This window comes from Roseovarius pelagicus, assembly GCF_025639885.1.
GTDB lineage: Bacteria > Pseudomonadota > Alphaproteobacteria > Rhodobacterales > Rhodobacteraceae > Roseovarius > Roseovarius pelagicus.
In genome coordinates, this window is the sequence record NZ_CP106738.1 from 2930458 (window position 1) to 2947983 (window position 17526).

Sequence of the window (17526 nt, forward strand, 5' to 3'; positions counted from 1 at the left end):
ACGATATGAGCGAAAGCAACTTTGGCATTGATCCGAACCCCGAAATGGGACCGTCGGATATCGCCGATGCCAGTGCCTTTACGACAGATGACCAGACTGAGCTGAATCACACCCATTTCGCCACTCATGATGAAAGCATCACGGCGGGTACGTGGGAATGCGCGCCGACACGTGAGGTGATCGAGAGCTATCCGGTGCATGAGATGATGACGGTAGTATCGGGCGCGATCACCTTGACGCATAAGGACGGGCGCAAGGAAAGCTTTGGACCGGGTGATACATTCTTTATTGCCAAGGGGCAGTATGTGGTCTGGGAGATTACTGAGCGTCTGCGCAAGATCTACATGATCGTGGTGTAACGTCGTGACAGAGAAAATTCGACGAATTTTCTGAGGTTAAGATGTTTCGCAGAAAGTCTTGGCCCGGAGCAGCCTTTGCGTTGCTCCGGGCCGATTTGGTTCAGGTCAGATCTTTGTAGCTGACTTCGGCCACGTCGCCGCTTGACTTTTCACGGCGTACGCGCAGGCGATTGAGCGCGTGGATATAGGCGAGGGCGGAGGCTACGACTGTATCTGTATCGGCAGATTGGCCAGTGGCGATCAATCCGTCTTCTTCGAGGCGAACGCTGACTGTGGCCTGTGCATCAGTGCCTTCGGTCACAGCATTCACCTGATAGAGTTGCAGCCGGGCATCGTTGGGGTAAATCGCGCGCACCGCCTTGAACGTGGCATCCACGGGGCCATCACCATGGCATGTGGCGGATTTCTCTACGCCGGCTACGTCCATTTCCAGAACAGCCTCGGCAGGTGCGGTGCCGCAGATGACCTTGAGATTGATCAACTCCAGATAATCCTCGCCTTCCCCTGTGGTGCTGACCAATGCGAGTAAATCGTCGTCAAAGACTTCTTTCTTGCGATCGGCGAGGTCCTTGAACCGCACGAAGATATCCTTGAGTTGGTTATCACCGGCCTCAATCCCCAGATCCTTGAGCTTGGCGCGCAGTGCGGCACGACCGGAATGTTTGCCCAAAGGCAGCGACGTGCCCGAGATGCCCACATCCTCGGGGCGCATGATCTCGAACGTCTCGGCGTTCTTGAGCATACCATCCTGATGGATACCGCTTTCGTGGGCAAAGGCGTTCTTGCCCACGATCGCCTTGTTGAACTGCACGGCAAAGCCGCTGACAGCCGCGACCCGGCGCGAGATGTTCATGATCTTGCGGGTGTCGATGCTGGTCGTATAGGGCATGATATCGCGGCGTACTTTCATCGCCATCACCACTTCTTCCAGCGCGGTGTTGCCGGCGCGTTCGCCCAGACCGTTGATGGTGCATTCAATCTGCCGGGCACCGCCTTCGACAGCGGCGAGCGAGTTGGCAGTCGCCATCCCGAGATCGTTGTGGCAATGCGTCGCAAAGATCACGTCCTGCGCGCCGGGCACCTCTGCGATGAGACGACGGATGAGGTCGGCGCTCTCGACCGGCGCGGTGTAACCAACGGTATCGGGGATATTGATCGTGCTGGCCCCTGCCTTGATCGCAATCTCGACCACGCGGCAGAGGTAATCCCATTCGGTGCGTGTGGCATCCATTGGTGACCATTGCACGTTATCGCACAAGTTGCGGGCATGGGTCACGGTCTGGTGGATCCGGTCGGCCATTTCATCCTGGGTGAGATTGGGAATGGCGCGGTGCAGGGGTGAGGTGCCGATAAAGGTGTGAATGCGCGGCTGGCGCGCATGTTGCACTGCCTCCCAGCAGCGATCGATATCCCTAATTTGCGCGCGCGCAAGGCCGCATATTACCGCCCGTTGCGCGGTTCTGGCGATCTCGCTGACTGCGCTAAAGTCGCCCTCGGACGCGATCGGAAATCCGGCCTCGATGATATCGACGCCCATTTCATCCAAAAGACCTGCAATTTCCAGCTTTTCGGCATGGGTCATGGTTGCACCGGGTGATTGTTCGCCGTCGCGCAACGTGGTGTCAAAGATCACAACATGATCTTTGTTTGCCTTATGTGAAACGTCCTTTGCTGCCGCAGATGGCGCGCGGTTCTTGTCTGTCGTATTCATGATGGGTCTCTTTGTTCTGAAAATCCTAAGCCTGGTGGCGCGAGCAGGCACATCCTCTGAGCGGTCGCGCCGGAGGGCACGCTCAGAGGCGGCTTAGGTCTAGCAGTCGGGCATGGGCGCAGAGTCCGCCTAAGCGGTCCGCGTTCGTGATGATATGCCCATTGGTCAACATGCCCGCACCATAGGTGGGACGAAAAAAAATGAAAAGCCCCAATTGCGCGTCAGCCCTGCGCGATCATTTCGCGGTCGGTGCAGGCATGCTCTGCACATTCCAGTTCCAGCGTCGTGTGTGAGATCGCCAGTGTTTTTGTGCATAGTTCCTTGATCCGAGCCTTGATCGCGTCCGCATCGGACCAGCGACCGACGTCGATGACGACATGAGCATCCAGTGCTGCAGTATGTTCCTGCATCTGCCACAGGTGCAGGTGATGGACATCCGCGACACCGTCAACATTGCGCAGGATCGCGGCGACGGTCACAACATCCATGTCGGGTGGACTACCCAGCATCAGGATACGAATGACACCGCCGATTTCGCGAAACGATTGCCAAAGGATATAGCCAGCGATCAGCAAGGTCACGATCGGGTCGATCAGACGCCAATCATAGAGCAGAATCGCAACGCCCGCGACGATAACTGCCACAGAGCCGAGCGCATCCGCCACGTTGTGTAGAAATGCCGCACGGATGTTCATGCTGGATTTCGACATGGTAAAGGTTAGCGCAGCAGTAACCAGGTCAACGGTCAGAGCGATGCCCGCAATGATCACGATCAGCCAGCCATCAACCGGTTGCGGATCCGCAAAGCGCATGGCCGCTTCGTAAATGAGGTAAAGCCCTATGACGATCAAAGTCGTGTAATTGATCAAGGCGGCGACAATCTCGGCCCGGCCGTAGCCGAATGTCATGGTCGCATCCGCAGGACGGCGGGCGATCTTGCGCGCGACAAAGGCAATAATAAGAGAAATCGCGTCCGAAAAATTGTGCAACGCGTCCGCGATCAAGGCCAGACTGCCCGCCATGATGCCCCCGATAATCTGCGCGACCGTCAGTCCGAGGTTGACCAGAACAGCCAAGGCCACTCGCATGTCGCCAGCTTCGGGGTTCACGTGCTGGTGTCCATGGCCCATGCCGCGTTCCTTCGATATTCGGTCAGGCCGGTCGGTGGGGCGTCACTCGGCTGGTGCGGTCTCTTCAGAGGTGGCCGCGTCGTCGTCGCCTTGGGCTGCATCTGTGCCTTCGGGCGTATCCGAGGTCTCATCGCCACTGGTGTCAACCCCGGTGATTTCGGCGGTATCGGCCTTGAGCGCGCCGTCGATCCATTCGCCGCTGGCCTGACCGCCGCCAGCATAGCGCATCGTGCCATTACCTTGGCGTTTGCCGTCCTTGAACGTGCCTTCGTAGGTGTCGCCATTGGTGTAAGTTGCAATGCCCTGACCGCTGATTTCACCCTCTACCCATTCGCCTTCGTAGGTGAATCCATCGGGCATGACGATTTTACCGGTGCCGTGACGTTGACCGTCGTCGAACGCGCCCACATAGACGGTCCCATCCGGATAGGTGGCAGTGCCTTCGCCCTGCCGCTGGCCTTCAACCCAATCCCCCTCGTAGCGGTAACCGTCAGCGTAGGTCATGATCCCGCGCCCGTGGTTGCGCGCCGATTTGAACCCACCTTCATAGACCAGACCATTGGGATAGGTGGCACGACCCTGACCATCGATCACACCATCGACCCAGTTGCCCTGATAGGTTGAACCGTCCGGATATGTGATCAGCCCCTCGCCATTGGCCAGATCGTCGCGAAACTCACCTTCGTAAACCGAACCGTCGGGATAGGTGACGCTGCCGGTGCCCGCGATCTGGCCCGCGACCCAGCTGCCTTGATAAACATAGCCGTCGGTGCCGGTAAACGTCCCCTGCCCATGCCGCTTGTCGTCCTCGAACGTGCCTTCGTAAATGTCGCCATTGGCGTAGATCACGCGACCTTCGCCCTCGCGGCGGCCACTGACCAGTGCGCCCTCATAGACGTCGCCGTTGGGTTGGGTCAGCTTGCCCTTGCCATCAATCTGGCCGTCTTTCCAAAGGCCCGCATAGATCAGCCCGTCTGGCATGGTCAGAGTGCCCTGACCGTGCCGGGCACCGCGCAGCACCTGACCCTCGTAGACAGCGCCATCCGGGTAGGTGATCGTGGCACGCCCGTCCTTGACGCCGTTCACCCAAGTGCCGTCATAGATGTAGCCACCGGGTGAGACCATTTTGCCGCGCCCGTGATGCATGGCGTTCAGAAACTCGCCCTCATAGCGCACGCCATTGGCATAAACTGCGATGCCGCGGCCCGTGATCTTGCCTGCTTTCCATGTGCCTTCGAATGTGCCGCCATCGGTAAAGACGATCTTGCCCACACCATTGGGTTTGCCTTCGGCAAATTCGCCTTCATAGATCGATCCGTTTGGAAAGCGCGCGACGCCCTGACCCTTGATCTCTCCGTCGACCCATTGGCCGGAGTATTCATATCCGTTGGGCAGGGTATAGGTGCCGGTGCCGTGTTGCAGTCCGTCCTTGAACGTGCCCTCGTAGACGCCACCATCGTCATATTGCTTGATCTGGACTTGCCCGTCCTGCGCCGCTGCCAACCCAGCCAGACATATGGCCACGCTCAGTAGAGTCCGTTTCGCCCATGTGAATGCCATGCCGTCGCCCCGATGCCCGAAGATGCCCAATGTCCCCGCATTCCCCGCGCGGGTGCAGGAAATCTAGAGGACGCGTGCCGCAGTGACAACGGCTTTTGCTCAATTCGGCTTTCCCTTGCGCACCGATCTGCTAAATCATCCCCCCATTGATCAGGAAAGGCAGCATCATGGCTGACCGGTTTCGCCTTACGCTTGCGCAACTGAACCCCACTGTGGGCGATATAAAAGGCAACGCTGCTTTGGCGCGTAACGCTTGGGCGGCCGCGCGCGAGGCAGGTGCGGACATGGTCGCGCTGCCTGAGATGTTCATCACCGGCTACAACACGCAAGATCTGGTGATGAAGCCGGTGTTCCATCAGGCCGCGATAGCTACAATTCAACAGTTGGCTGTCGATTGTGCGGACGGTCCAGCCATCGGGATCGGCGGCCCGGCCTTGCGCGGGGCCAGTCTGCACAACGCCTATTATGTCCTCAAGAAGGGTATTATAGGCGCGACGGTGCTAAAACATCATTTGCCCAATGAAACCGTGTTTGATGAGGTGCGCCTGTACGATTCAGCAGAGGTGGGCGGCCCCTACGTGGTGGACGGTGTGCGCATCGGCAGCCCGATCTGCGAGGACGCCTGGCACGAGGATGTTGCCGAAACGCTGGAAGAAACCGGCGCCGAGTTCCTGCTGGTGCCCAACGGATCGCCCTACTACCGCGAAAAAATGGGGGTGCGGCAGACGCTCATGGTGTCTCGGGTGGTCGAGACCGGTCTGCCGTTGATCTACCTCAACCTTGTCGGCGGGCAGGATGATCAGGTGTTTGACGGGGGCACATTCGTGCTGAACCCCGGCGGCGCGCTGGCGTTGCAGATGCCGGTTTTTCAGGAGGCGATTGCGCATCTTGATCTGGTGCGCGGACCCGATGGATGGCGGGCAGAGCAGGGTGATCTGGCGCATTTGCCGGACACGTATGAGCAGGATTATCACGCAATGGTTCTGAGCTTGCGGGACTATTTCCGCAAGACTGGCTTTAAGAAGGCGCTGCTGGGTCTGTCGGGGGGAATCGATTCGGCGATCGTTGCCACGATTGCCGCTGATGCGCTGGGGCCGGACAACGTGCGCTGTGTGATGTTACCCTCAGAGTACACGTCGCAGCATTCTCTGGACGATGCCAAGGCCGTCGCCGAAAATCTGGGCTGTCGTTATGATTTTGTCCCCATCCGCGACGGCCGCGCGGCGATTACCGAAACGCTGGCACCGCTCTTTGAGGGGACAGAACCGGATGTCACCGAAGAAAACATCCAGTCGCGCCTGCGCGGGCTGCTGCTGATGGCGCTGAGTAACAAGTTTGGCGAGATGCTTCTGACCACGGGCAACAAATCCGAGGTCGCGGTGGGCTACGCCACGATCTATGGCGACATGGCCGGCGGCTATAACCCGATCAAGGACATGTACAAAACCCGCGTGTTCGAGACATGCCGCTGGCGCAATGCCAACCACCGGGGCTGGATGCAGGGCCCGGAGGGAGAGGTAATCCCCGTACGTGTGATCGACAAACCACCCAGTGCCGAGTTGCGCGCGGACCAAAAAGACAGCGATTCTCTGCCCGACTATCCTGTGCTGGATGGCATACTGGAGATATTGGTCGATCAAGATGGCAGCATTGCAGATTGTATTGCCGCCGGGTACGACCGGGCAGATGCGAAAAAGGTCGAGCATTTGCTTTATATCAGTGAGTATAAACGTTTCCAATCCGCGCCGGGCACCCGGTTGAGTAAGGCGGCGTTTTGGCTGGACCGGCGTTATCCGATCGCGAACCGCTGGCGGGACAACGGCGAAGCCTAGAGATTTTTCGCGAAAACCACCGCGAGCTGTGGCTCACTCCCACCATCGGTCGATCATGGCGATGTCATCATCGGACCAGCCGAAATGATGCGCGAATTCATGCACAGTAACGTGTGCAACGAGCTCATTGAGCGTGACGTCATTCCGGTCGTCCAATTCAATCAGAATTGGCCCGGCAAAGAGCCAGACCTGATCCGGGTAGGGTGCCGGATAGGAGACGGATTTTTCCGTCATTGGGATGCCTTCGTACAGGCCTGTCAATTCTGCCGGGTTCTTTAAACACAGATCGCGCAACATCTGCGGATGAGGCCACGCCTCCACCCGCAACAACACGCTCGCGGAGGCCGCGCGAAAGGTGGTAGGCAGTTCCGCAATCGTGGCCCGGGCGATGGTCTCGATGCGATCAATATCAGCGGCAGTGGGGTCCATGCCGCTGATATGGTGCGACGGCCAGGTAAAAGGAAGACCTGACCGATATCGTTGGGGGCGATATTCAGAGCCGCAATTGATAGCTTTCCGGAATGTATCCGAATCCCTCGCCGCGGGTTTCAACAAAGCCGATGGCGGGGAAGGGCATATGATAACCGATGAACGGAATGCGGTCGGCGGCAAGCATATCCAGCAGGCTGCGGCGTGTGGCGGCTGCGGCAGATTTGTCCATGTCGAATTTGACCTCCCAATTTGGGTAGCCCAATGAGAACACGTAGTGGTTGGCAAAGTCGGCTGCCAACAGCAGGGATACCCCCTCGCTTTCAATCATGTAGGCCATATGTCCGGGCGTGTGACCGAAGGCGGCCATGGCGGTGATGCCGGGGGCGACGGTCTGACCCGGTGTGATCATCGTTGTCTGATCTGCCAGTGGGCGCATCTTGCCATTGAAAGCGTCGCTCTCCATCCCGGCCCACGCGTCGTACTCTTTTGCGCCGGTGACATAGCGTGCGTTGGGGAACGTGCTGGTGTCACCTTCGCGCAAACCGCCGATATGATCGCCGTGCATATGGGTGATTACCACCACGTCGACCTGATCCGGGGTGTACCCTGCTGCGGCCAGTGCGCTGGTGATCCCGGCCGCATTGAGACCGGTGTCGAACAACACCAGTTCGGCGCCGGTGTTGACGATGGTCGGGGTAAAGAAAAACTGCGCCTGATCAACTGGCAGCATTGCCGCCTCGGCGGCGCTTCGAAACGCTGCCTCATCGACGTTGAGGCCAAAGATGCTGTGCGGGTCGTCGCGCGTTGCGCTGGCTGCAAGCAGCGTTGTTACCTCGAAATTGCCGAGGATGAACCGGCGGTGCAGGGCGCTGGATGCGCCCAGTAACGGGGCACTCGCCTGTGCGGCGTGGGCCAATGGCAGCGCGGCTGCGGCGGACAAGAGGGTGCGGCGGGTCAGGTGGTGGGTCATGGTGTCTCTCCGTGTATGGGGCAGGGTCAAGCCTAGCGCAGAACAGTGATTGCGCCTACGCTTTCACACGAAAGTGAGATGAGACGGGGCCCCGAGCGATGAGCCAGAACAAGACGCAGCCCACCGCGCTATCGCCAGAGGATTTTCTGGATGGTGTTACACCAGAGGTGCGTCGGTCGGACGGCAAACGCTTGTTGAGTTTCTTTTCCGATGTCACTGGCTATGTTCCGCGTATGTGGGGAGAGTCGATCATCGGTTATGGTCGGTATCACTACGTCTACGACAGCGGCCGCGAGGGTGATTTTCTGGCAACCGGGTTTTCGCCGCGCAAGGCAAGCCTGTCGATCTACATTATGCCGGGATACCGTGATTACACTGATATCCTGAATCGTCTGGGCAAGCACAAGCGCGGGAAATCCTGTCTGTATGTCACTCGACTGAGCCAGATCGACCTGAATGTGCTGGCCGAATTGATCCGGGCCGGGCTACGCGATCTGGATGCTGTCTGGCCTGTGCATCCAGATTGACGAGGTTAGAAAATTCGCGAACTCTGTCGTCCTAGATTTTTCGGCGAATAGCCTGGATGTCTTGCATGAGGTGGGCGGAAACTGGACAATCGGCTGTGGCTGTGACACATCCCGCTCGACCTCAGGAGCGCCCCAATATGACCACCACCCGATTTGCCCCATCGCCCACCGGATACATCCACGTCGGCAATCTGCGCACCGCGCTGATGAACTACATGATCGCGCGCAAAGCGGGCGGCACTTTTATTCTGCGGATCGACGATACAGATCCCGAACGCAGCAAAGAGATATATGTCGACGCGCTGAAGGAAGATCTGGAGTGGTTGGGCCTGACATGGGACCGGGTTGAGCGGCAGTCGCAGAGATTGGACCGTTACGAGGTCGCTGCGGAAAAGCTGCGTGAGATGGGGCGTTTCTACGAGGCGTTCGAGACCCCGACCGAACTGGACCTGAAGCGCAAGAAGCAACTGAACATGGGTCGGCCTCCGGTTTATGATCGCGCGGCACTGGACCTGAGTGAGGCCCAGAAAGATGCGCTGCGCGCCGAGCGCGGACCGGGTGTGTGGCGGTTCAAACTGGATCAGGAGCGGATCGAATGGTCTGACGGCGTGCTGGGCGATATCAGCATTGATGCGGCCTCGGTCAGCGACCCGGTGCTGATCCGGGGCGATGGTCAGATACTTTATACGTTGGCATCGGTCGTGGATGACACCGAAATGGGCGTCAGTCACGTCGTGCGCGGGTCCGACCACGTGACCAACACTGCGACCCAAATCCAGATCATCGAGGCGCTTGGCGGCACTGTGCCATCATTTGCGCATCACTCTTTGCTGACCGGCCCGCAGGGCGAGTCGCTGTCGAAACGTCTGGGCGTGCTGAGCCTGCGTGACCTCCGGGCGCAAGGGGTGGAACCGATGGCGTTGCTTAGCCTGATGGCGCGCCTGGGGTCTGCTGATCCTGTCGAGATGCGCAATGACATGTCGGAGTTGGTCGAAGGGTTTAATATCGAACGATTTGGCTCGGCACCGACGAAGTTCGATGTGGCCGACCTATTTCCGTTAACCGCGCGGCATTTGCAATCGTTGGATTTCGCCACCGTAGCAGCAAAGATCGCAGAGATTGGCGTACCACAGGATCAGGCCGAGCAATTTTGGGCGGTAACGCGAGAGAATATCACCACGCTACATGACCTCACAGGGTGGTGGGAGATGTTCCGCGACGGCGCGGAGCCTGACATCGATGATGAAGATCGTGCATTTGTCGCCGAGGCGATGGAGCTGCTGCCCAAGGAACCGCTGGACGAAACCAGTTGGGGGACGTGGACAGCGGCGGTCAAGGAACAGACCGGGCGCAAGGGTCGCGGCCTGTTCATGCCACTGCGTAAGGCGCTGACGGGGCGGGCACATGGGCCGGACATGGCGCAGGTTCTGCCGCTCTTGCAGGTGATCCGCGCCCGCGGATGATGTGCGTCGGGTAGTGTGCATCGACGCAGGGTGACCCCTGTCGCAATCGCAGCTTGGATTGTTTGCGCACATCTGATTGTCTGAGATGTAATTCTTCGGCGGTTCACTGGAAGTGCGCGCGTGTCTGGCATCCAAGCAAAATTTCTGAGTGGAAACCTCTTTCGCCACGTCAGCGTGATGTCCTTGACCGCGTCGGTCGGACTAATGGCGATCTTCTTTGTCGATTTTGTCGACATGATCTTTATCGCCATGCTGGGCAAGTCAGAGCTGGCGGCAGCCGTCGGTTATGCCGGTGCGATTTTGTTTTTTACCACGTCATTCGGTATCGGCATGGCGATCTCGGCGGGCGCATTAGTGGCGCGCGCACTGGGCGCTGGCAATGTAGATCTGGCACGCGACCGCGCGACCAATTCCTTGATCTACGGGGTTGTTTTCGGCGCAGTCTTCACTGCCGCCGTCTGGATATGGTTGCCAAAGTTGGTGGAGCTTCTGGGAGCGCGCGGCGAAACGGCAGGGCTGGCAGTGCATTACCTTCAGATCGTCATCCCCAGCCTGCCGCTGTTGATCATCGGGATGGTCGGCGGAGCGATCCTGCGGGCGCATGGTGATGCGCGTCGGGCGATGTATGCCACGCTATATGGTGGTACGCTGAATGCGGTGCTGGACCCAATCCTGATCTTCGGCCTTGATCTGGAACTGACCGGCGCGGCGATGGCGTCAGTTGCAGCGAGGGTGGCGATCGCAGCTACGTCATTGCTGCCGATCCTGAAACATTACGGTGGATTTACCCGCCCCACGGCGCAGGGTCTTACAAGGGATTTTCCGCCGGTTCTGGCCATCGCGGGACCTGCAATCCTTACTCAGTTGGCGACACCCATCGGTCAAGCCTACGTGACACGTGCAATGGCTGAATTCGGAGAGTTGGCCGTGGCGGGCATGGCCATCGTCGGTCGGCTGACGCCGCTCAGCTTTGGCGTGATCTTTGCCATGTCGGGGGCCGTTGGGCCGATCATCGGGCAGAATTTCGGTGCAGGAAACAGCGACCGGGTGCGCGGTGGATTTTATGCCGGGCTGGCGTTCACGGCACTGGTCGTGGGCGCCGTATCTGTTGTGCTGTTCGTACTGCGTGGGCCGATTGCCGATCTTTTTAGCGCGACGGGCCTGACGCGCGATTTGGTTTACCTTTTTTGCGGGCCACTGGCGTTGTTGTTTTTCTTTAACGGAATGTTGTTCGTATCGAACGCGGCCTTCAACAATCTGGGGCGTCCATTCTATTCGACATGGGTAAACTGGGGGCGGCACACGGTGGGCACCATCCCGCTTGTGATGCTGGGGGCTGTGCTGTTTGGTGCGCCGGGCGTGCTGATCGGGCAGGCGCTGGGCGGGGTGATCTTCGGTCTGCTGGCCTTTGTGTTGGCGCGCCGAGTGATGGCGCAGCGCGTGCCGCCGAGCGGTACAGAGCCATTTCAGCGTCAAGCGCGACTGTTACAGATTTTTAATCTGCGCCGGTAGCGTTGCTAGACAGTCATCGACGAAGCTGCATTCCTCGGGTGATAAGACGCAGTGGCGCGAATAGATCGGGTTGGCGCGGTCATTCAGGATCGGCACGTCCCACCCATCGGTAGTGTCAAAGAAACGTTGCGCCCCTGCCTGTCCGTATTCCTGCAGATACCCCTGCACAACCACGTCGATATAGCTGAGCAGCACCGGGTGGGTGTCCGTTGGGCGGCCATGTTTGCCCTCAGGGATCGTGTAGAGCGCGATCTGTGGCGTGTGTGAGAGGGTATGGCAGACTTGGTGTGCCGCATGGATACGGTCATAGGCTCCTTCGCGTTCGTCCAGTGCCAGCCAGTCGTCCCCGGGCACGCCTGCAATCAACCCGTCGATCACGCTATCCGCGTCAGGCATTACGGTAAGATAGGCAATGCTGCGCAGATCGGTGTGACGCCAGACCCGTCGCCATCCTGTGAGAGTGGCAGGCTGCGGATCAGCATAACGATGCGTGGCACGGTTCACCAAGCTGCCGTAGCCAAAAAAATAGGCGTCATGCGGGGTCAATTGCGTTCTGTCCTTTTTCATCTGCTTGATCTGGGTCAATGGCGCGGCAACGTAATGCAGGCAGAATGACAAGAGTTCAAGCAGGTCGGAGCCACAGGGGAGGCCGCTGATGCGTATCACCAAACGTAGCAATATCGCCATGCGTGTACTTATGTTTTGTGCGGTGCAGCCCGAGAAGCTGGTAACCAAGGCAGAAGTGGCTGCGCGGTGTAATGCCTCTGAGAGCCATCTGGCGCAGATCATTCATCAAATGGCACAGCTAGGATATCTGGAGACCCAACGCGGGCGCAATGGGGGCGTGATGCTGGGGCGCCCCGCGCGCGAGATCATTATCGGCGACGTGTTTCGCGACATAGAAGCGGAGTTTACGGCGTCGGAGTGTTTCGCAGATGTCGATAATACCTGTCCGTTGACGTCGGCGTGCCGGTTGCGTTGGGCGATTGGCGCGGCTGCTGAAGCGTTCTTTGCCTATCTTGACACGATAACGCTGGATACGCTGGTGTGCGATAATTTCGCACTGGAGCGGATATTGCTGCCGACAGGGTGCGGTGCGGTGGCGCGAGCGGTGCCGGGCTGAACCCTCGGACCTGCCTATTGGTATCGCGGGTATCGGTTGTATCAATCCATCCAAATCCCACTTGCCCGAGGAGCGGTCGCATACTACGGTGTACGTTATCCCGACCGGGAGAATCGGCGCAGAGCCGATGCCGAAGGAGCAACCGCCCCGGAAACTCTCAGGCGACAAGGACCGGTCGAGGACTACGGAACTCTGGAGAGAATCGGCGCATTTGTGCCGGGCGCCGAAGGGATAGCGATCTCAGGCGAAAGGACAGAGGGGGCATCGCGGTGCAGCCGGGACAGGTATGCACTATTGACGATGCCGCACCCATTCGGATCATATTGGTCGTGAACGGTCGGCGCCACGAGGGAGAGGCCGAATGAGCGATCTGCGTGTGACACCGCTGAATGCATTGCACAAGGAGCTGGGTGCCAAGATGGTGCCCTTTGCCGGGTATGAGATGCCTGTGCAATATCCGCTGGGAGTGATGAAGGAACATTTGCATTGTCGGGCCGAGGCGGGCCTGTTTGACGTAAGCCATATGGGGCAGGTCATCATCCGCGCTCCAGGCGGTTATGACGCGGCAGCAACCGCGTTCGAGACGTTGGTGCCGGTCAATGCGCTGGGGTTGGGCGAGGGCCGTCAACGCTATGCGATGTTCACCAACGACAAGGGCGGGATCGAGGATGATTTGATGATCGCGAACCGGGGCGATCATATGTTCGTCGTGGTCAACGCAGCCTGCAAGGAAGCGGACATCACCCGAATGACAACGGGCCTGCCGGAATGTGAAGTGACAGAAATCACTGATCGCGCGCTGTTGGCGTTACAAGGCCCCGGAGCCGAGGCGGCGCTAGAGGCGCTGGTGCCCGGTGTGGCGTCGATGACCTTCATGGATGTGGGCGTGATGGCGTCGGACTGGGGTGAGTTGTGGATATCCCGATCCGGATATACCGGTGAGGACGGGTACGAGATTTCTGTGCCAGAAGATCAATCAGAGGCGCTGGCGCGTGCGTTGATCGCACTTGATGCGGTCGAGCCGATTGGCCTCGGTGCCCGTGACAGTCTGCGGCTGGAAGCTGGGCTGTGTCTGTACGGCCACGATATCGACAGCGGAACGACGCCCGTCGAGGCCGCTCTGACATGGGCAATCCAGAAGGTGCGGCGCAATGGTGGTGCGCGGGCCGGCGGATTTCCCGGCGCCGATACCATTCTGGCGCAATTGGATGATGGTCCGACACGTCGGCGTGTGGGACTGCGACCTGAAGGTCGTGCACCGATGCGCGAGGGCACCGAGCTATACGCCGGGGCAGAGGGCGGTGATGTGATCGGCCATGTGACATCGGGCGCGTTCGGTCCTACGCTGGGCGGCCCGATGTCGATGGGTTATGTTACCGCCGGTTTTGCCGATGATGGAACGACGATCTACGGGGATGTGCGCGGCAAAAGGTTGCCTGCCACGATCACGGCGCTGCCGTTTGTCCCGGCCAACTTTAAACGCTGATCTTAGGGAGAGTACCAACATGAAATTCACAGAAGAACACGAATGGCTGCGCGTCGAAGATGATGTCGTGGTTGTGGGCATCACCGAACATGCCGCCGAACAACTGGGCGATATCGTTTTTGTCGAGCTGCCTTCGGTCGGTACCGAAGTGGTCAAGGACGACGAGGTTGTTGTGATCGAAAGCGTCAAAGCCGCGAGCGATATTCTGGCCCCGATCGATGGTGAGATCACGGAAGTGAACGATGTGCTGACCGACGAACCGAGCAAGGTGAACGACGACGCGATGGGCGATGGCTGGATGTTCAAGATGAAGGCCAGCGACGCGACCCAGATGGATGATTACATGGACGAGGCCGCGTACAAGAAGTTCGTCGGCTAACTGCGGGGATCGAGGCTTTGACGAAAAGCCTTGGCAAAACCTGTGAAGGTTTTTGTGCGCTCCGCGCAGAGGTATTTTGAGAAAGATGAAAGAGCGGGGCGGGCCGATTGTGTCCGCGCGCCATTCTTGAGGGGAGGCCGACATGGCTTTTGAACCAATCGACTATCTGCCATATGATTTTGCCAACCGGCGTCACATCGGGCCGTCGCCCGACGAAATGGCGGCGATGCTTGAAGTGCTCGGGGTCGACAGCCTTGATACGCTGATTGATCAGACGGTACCCAAATCCATTCGTCAGGAAAAGCCGCTCGATTTCGGCAAGGCGAAGTCCGAGCGCGAATTGCTGCACCACATGCGGGTGACGGCAAGCAAGAACAAGGTGCTGACATCGCTGATCGGACAGGGCTATCACGGCACGGTGACGCCGCCTGCGATCCAGAGGAATATCTTTGAGAATCCGGCGTGGTACACCGCCTATACGCCCTATCAGCCCGAAATCAGCCAAGGTCGGCTGGAGGCGTTGCTGAACTTCCAGACGATGGTCAGCGACTTGACCGGACTGGAGATCGCCAATGCGTCGCTCTTGGATGAAAGCACGGCCTGCGCCGAAGCGATGACCATGGCGCAGCGGGTGGCTAAGTCGAAAAAGACCGCGTTCTTTGTCGACCGTGATTGTCATCCACAGAACATCGCGGTCATTCAGACCCGCGCCGCCCCGCTGGGGATCGAGGTGATTGTCGGCAACCCCGACAAGATGGACGCAAGCGCAGTCTTTGGTGCGATTTTTCAATATCCCGGCACCTACGGCCATGTGCGTGACTATACCGATCACATCGCGCGGCTGCACGAGGCCGACGCCATCGGTATCGTGAGCGCAGATCCGTTGTCGCTGACCCTGCTCAAGGAACCGGGCGCGATGAATGCGGATATCGCGGTGGGCAGCACTCAGCGTTTCGGCATTCCACTGGGCTATGGCGGCCCGCACGCGGCCTATATGGCCTGTCGTGATGCCTATAAACGTGCGATGCCGGGCCGGATCGTCGGGGTTAGCATCGACGCGCATGGCAACCGTGCCTACCGTTTGTCGCTACAAACCCGCGAACAGCACATTCGCCGCGAGAAAGCCACCAGCAACGTCTGTACTGCGCAGGCTCTGTTGGCAGTGATGGCATCAATGTATGCCGTGTTCCACGGACCCAAGGGCCTGAAGGCCATCGCGCAGCGCATCCACCGCAAGACGGTGCGTATGGCCAAGGGGCTGGAGAAGGCTGGTTTCAAAGTCGATCCGCAATCCTTTTTTGACACGATCACCGTGGATGTTGGGCCGTTGCAGGCGGCAGTGATGAAATCGGCCGTGGACGAAAAGATCAATCTGCGCAAAGTCGGCGAAACCCGCGTTGGCATCACCTTTGACGAATGCACCCGGCCCGAGAATGTCGAGGCAGTCTGGCGCGCATTTGGTATCACTGAGAAGGATGACAAGTTCGAGCCCGAATACCGGGTCCCCGAGAACATGCATCGCAAGACTGAGTACCTCACGCACCCGATCTTTCACATGAACCGGGCCGAGACCGAGATGATGCGCTATATGCGCCGCCTCGCGGATCGTGATCTGGCGCTGGATCGGGCAATGATTCCGCTGGGCAGTTGCACCATGAAGCTGAACGCCGCCGCCGAGATGATGCCGGTCAGCTGGCGGGAATTCTCGCGTCTGCATCCGTTCGTGCCCGCCGATCAGGCCGAAGGGTATGCAGAGTTGATCGCAGACCTCAGCGCCAAGCTGTGCGATATCACCGGCTATGCGGCGATATCGATGCAGCCTAACTCTGGTGCGCAGGGCGAATACGCGGGGTTGCTGACCATTGCGGCCTATCACCGCGCGCAGGATGAAGGGCATCGCAATGTCTGCCTGATTCCGGTCAGTGCGCATGGCACCAACCCCGCCAGCGCGCAGATGGTCGGCTGGAAGGTCGTCGTGGTCAAATCGGCCGAGAACGGCGATATCGACGTGGACGATTTCCGTGCCAAGGCGGAAAAACACGCCGAGAATCTGGCCGCCTGCATGATCACCTACCCCAGCACGCATGGCGTGTTCGAGGAAACAGTACGCGACGTGTGCAAAATCACCCATGAGCATGGCGGTCAGGTCTATATCGACGGGGCCAACATGAACGCGATGGTCGGCCTCAGTCGTCCCGGTGATCTGGGCGGAGATGTCAGCCACCTTAACCTGCACAAGACGTTCTGTATTCCGCATGGCGGCGGTGGTCCCGGCATGGGGCCAATCGGCGTGAAGTCGCATCTGGTCGAACACTTGCCGGGCCATCCCAGCACAGGTGGGGTGCAGGGCCCGGTCAGTGCGGCACCGTTCGGTTCGCCATCTCTGCTGCCGATCTCATGGGCGTATTGCCTGATGATGGGGGGCGAGGGTCTGACACAAGCGACCCGCGTGGCGATCCTGAATGCCAACTATATCGCCAAGCGGCTGGAGGGGGCCTATGACGTGCTCTATCGCGGCAGCGAGGGTCGGGTGGCGCATGAGTGCATCATCGATACGCGCCCCTATGCCGACAGTGCGCATGTGACGGTGGATGACATCGCCAAGCGGTTGGTCGATTGCGGGTTCCATGCCCCAACGATGAGCTGGCCGGTGTCGGGCACACTGATGATTGAGCCGACCGAGTCCGAAACCAAGGCAGAACTGGATCGGTTCTGTGATGCGATGCTGGCGATCCGCGAGGAAATTCGCGCCATCGAGGAAGGCAAGATCGACGCGGAGAATAACCCACTGAAGAATGCGCCGCACACGATGGAGGATTTGGTTACCGATTGGGACCGGCCATATAGCCGCGAACAGGGGTGTTTCCCGCCCGGTGCATTCCGCGTGGACAAATATTGGCCGCCGGTCAACCGCGTTGACAATGTCCACGGCGATCGACACCTGATCTGTACGTGTCCTCCGTTGGAGGATTATGCCGAAGCGGCCGAATAATCAGACCGGCGGCCCGGATTTTGTCCGCGGCCGCCGGTATCTATCGTCTC

Annotated in this window: 15 protein-coding genes and 1 riboswitch; of the genes, 9 read left to right on the plus strand and 6 right to left on the minus strand. The window is 59.1% G+C overall.

What is annotated here, in order from left to right; genetic code table 11:
- Positions 1 to 5: 5 nt before the first annotated feature.
- Positions 6 to 359: a cupin domain-containing protein gene (locus N7U68_RS15565; RefSeq protein WP_263047403.1), complete on the plus strand. Its 354-nt coding sequence runs from the start codon at positions 6 to 8 to the stop codon at positions 357 to 359.
- A 100-nt stretch (positions 360 to 459) separates the two neighbouring features.
- On the opposite strand, the gene N7U68_RS15570 is transcribed toward N7U68_RS15565, so the two are convergent.
- The 3 genes from N7U68_RS15570 to N7U68_RS15580 all read right to left on the minus strand — a co-directional run bounded on the left by N7U68_RS15570 (position 460) and on the right by N7U68_RS15580 (position 4760).
- Complete coding sequence (locus tag N7U68_RS15570; protein ID WP_165194099.1) at positions 460 to 2070, minus strand: 2-isopropylmalate synthase; 1611 nt, start codon at positions 2068 to 2070, stop codon at positions 460 to 462.
- A 221-nt stretch (positions 2071 to 2291) separates the two neighbouring features.
- Positions 2292 to 3200, minus strand: coding sequence for a cation diffusion facilitator family transporter (locus N7U68_RS15575; protein WP_165194097.1), 909 nt, complete (start codon positions 3198 to 3200; stop codon positions 2292 to 2294).
- 42 nt (positions 3201 to 3242) lie between these two features.
- Positions 3243 to 4760, minus strand: coding sequence for an MORN repeat-containing protein (locus tag N7U68_RS15580; RefSeq protein WP_263047404.1), 1518 nt, complete (start codon positions 4758 to 4760; stop codon positions 3243 to 3245).
- 167 nt (positions 4761 to 4927) lie between these two features.
- Here N7U68_RS15580 and N7U68_RS15585 point away from each other — a divergent pair, with 167 nt between their 5' ends.
- Positions 4928 to 6592: an NAD+ synthase gene (locus tag N7U68_RS15585; RefSeq protein ID WP_263047405.1), complete on the plus strand. Its 1665-nt coding sequence runs from the start codon at positions 4928 to 4930 to the stop codon at positions 6590 to 6592.
- 33 nt (positions 6593 to 6625) lie between these two features.
- Here the strand turns inward: N7U68_RS15585 and N7U68_RS15590 are convergent, their stop codons facing one another.
- Positions 6626 to 7021, minus strand: a complete 396-nt coding sequence (locus N7U68_RS15590; RefSeq protein ID WP_263047406.1) for a metallopeptidase family protein — start codon at positions 7019 to 7021, stop codon at positions 6626 to 6628.
- A 64-nt stretch (positions 7022 to 7085) separates the two neighbouring features.
- Entirely contained in the window at positions 7086 to 7994 is a 909-nt protein-coding gene (locus N7U68_RS15595; RefSeq protein ID WP_263047407.1) for an MBL fold metallo-hydrolase, read from the minus strand.
- Between the two features lie 98 nt (positions 7995 to 8092).
- On the opposite strand from N7U68_RS15595, the gene N7U68_RS15600 reads away from it, so the two are divergent.
- From N7U68_RS15600 to N7U68_RS15610, 3 genes are all read left to right on the plus strand, one after another.
- Positions 8093 to 8521 carry a DUF1801 domain-containing protein gene (locus N7U68_RS15600; protein WP_263047408.1) on the plus strand — a complete coding sequence of 143 codons (429 nt, stop codon included), beginning with the start codon at positions 8093 to 8095 and terminating at the stop codon, positions 8519 to 8521.
- Positions 8522 to 8658: 137 nt separating this feature from the next.
- Entirely contained in the window at positions 8659 to 9984 is a 1326-nt protein-coding gene (gene gltX / locus N7U68_RS15605; RefSeq protein WP_263047409.1) for a glutamate--tRNA ligase, read from the plus strand.
- Positions 9985 to 10104: 120 nt separating this feature from the next.
- Positions 10105 to 11496 (plus strand): MATE family efflux transporter, encoded by a 1392-nt coding sequence (locus tag N7U68_RS15610; protein WP_263047410.1) that lies wholly within the window; start codon positions 10105 to 10107, stop codon positions 11494 to 11496.
- Here the strand turns inward: N7U68_RS15610 and N7U68_RS15615 are convergent.
- Entirely contained in the window at positions 11470 to 12063 is a 594-nt protein-coding gene (locus N7U68_RS15615; protein WP_263047411.1) for a gamma-glutamylcyclotransferase family protein, read from the minus strand. The two genes, N7U68_RS15610 and N7U68_RS15615, sit on opposite strands and share 27 nt — an antisense overlap.
- An 88-nt stretch (positions 12064 to 12151) precedes the next feature.
- Here N7U68_RS15615 and N7U68_RS15620 point away from each other — a divergent pair, with 88 nt between their 5' ends.
- The 4 genes from N7U68_RS15620 (at position 12152) to gcvP (ending at position 17476) form a co-directional block, all read left to right on the plus strand.
- Positions 12152 to 12619 (plus strand): RrF2 family transcriptional regulator, encoded by a 468-nt coding sequence (locus tag N7U68_RS15620; RefSeq protein WP_165194082.1) that lies wholly within the window; start codon positions 12152 to 12154, stop codon positions 12617 to 12619.
- Positions 12620 to 12714: 95 nt separating this feature from the next.
- Positions 12715 to 12803: riboswitch (glycine riboswitch) on the plus strand.
- A 177-nt stretch (positions 12804 to 12980) separates the two neighbouring features.
- Positions 12981 to 14105: a glycine cleavage system aminomethyltransferase GcvT gene (gene gcvT / locus N7U68_RS15625; RefSeq protein ID WP_165194080.1), complete on the plus strand. Its 1125-nt coding sequence runs from the start codon at positions 12981 to 12983 to the stop codon at positions 14103 to 14105.
- A 19-nt stretch (positions 14106 to 14124) separates the two neighbouring features.
- Positions 14125 to 14484 (plus strand): glycine cleavage system protein GcvH, encoded by a 360-nt coding sequence (gene gcvH / locus N7U68_RS15630; RefSeq protein WP_165194079.1) that lies wholly within the window; start codon positions 14125 to 14127, stop codon positions 14482 to 14484.
- Positions 14485 to 14626: 142 nt separating this feature from the next.
- Positions 14627 to 17476: an aminomethyl-transferring glycine dehydrogenase gene (gene gcvP / locus N7U68_RS15635; protein ID WP_165194077.1), complete on the plus strand. Its 2850-nt coding sequence runs from the start codon at positions 14627 to 14629 to the stop codon at positions 17474 to 17476.
- Positions 17477 to 17526 lie beyond the last annotated feature (50 nt).

Excerpts from the sequence above, each read along its gene's own strand:
- N7U68_RS15565 (WP_263047403.1), top strand. The coding sequence starts at position 6 with ATGAGCGAAAGCAACTTTGGCATTGATCCGAACCCCGAAATGGGACCG.
- N7U68_RS15570 (WP_165194099.1), bottom strand. The coding sequence starts at position 2,070 with ATGAATACGACAGACAAGAACCGCGCGCCATCTGCGGCAGCAAAGGAC.
- N7U68_RS15575 (WP_165194097.1), bottom strand. The coding sequence starts at position 3,200 with ATGGGCCATGGACACCAGCACGTGAACCCCGAAGCTGGCGACATGCGA.
- N7U68_RS15580 (WP_263047404.1), bottom strand. The coding sequence starts at position 4,760 with ATGGCATTCACATGGGCGAAACGGACTCTACTGAGCGTGGCCATATGT.
- N7U68_RS15585 (WP_263047405.1), top strand. The coding sequence starts at position 4,928 with ATGGCTGACCGGTTTCGCCTTACGCTTGCGCAACTGAACCCCACTGTG.
- N7U68_RS15590 (WP_263047406.1), bottom strand. The coding sequence starts at position 7,021 with ATGGACCCCACTGCCGCTGATATTGATCGCATCGAGACCATCGCCCGG.
- N7U68_RS15595 (WP_263047407.1), bottom strand. The coding sequence starts at position 7,994 with ATGACCCACCACCTGACCCGCCGCACCCTCTTGTCCGCCGCAGCCGCG.
- N7U68_RS15600 (WP_263047408.1), top strand. The coding sequence starts at position 8,093 with ATGAGCCAGAACAAGACGCAGCCCACCGCGCTATCGCCAGAGGATTTT.
- gltX (WP_263047409.1), top strand. The coding sequence starts at position 8,659 with ATGACCACCACCCGATTTGCCCCATCGCCCACCGGATACATCCACGTC.
- N7U68_RS15615 (WP_263047411.1), bottom strand. The coding sequence starts at position 12,063 with ATGAAAAAGGACAGAACGCAATTGACCCCGCATGACGCCTATTTTTTT.
- N7U68_RS15620 (WP_165194082.1), top strand. The coding sequence starts at position 12,152 with ATGCGTATCACCAAACGTAGCAATATCGCCATGCGTGTACTTATGTTT.
- gcvT (WP_165194080.1), top strand. The coding sequence starts at position 12,981 with ATGAGCGATCTGCGTGTGACACCGCTGAATGCATTGCACAAGGAGCTG.
- gcvH (WP_165194079.1), top strand. The coding sequence starts at position 14,125 with ATGAAATTCACAGAAGAACACGAATGGCTGCGCGTCGAAGATGATGTC.
- gcvP (WP_165194077.1), top strand. The coding sequence starts at position 14,627 with ATGGCTTTTGAACCAATCGACTATCTGCCATATGATTTTGCCAACCGG.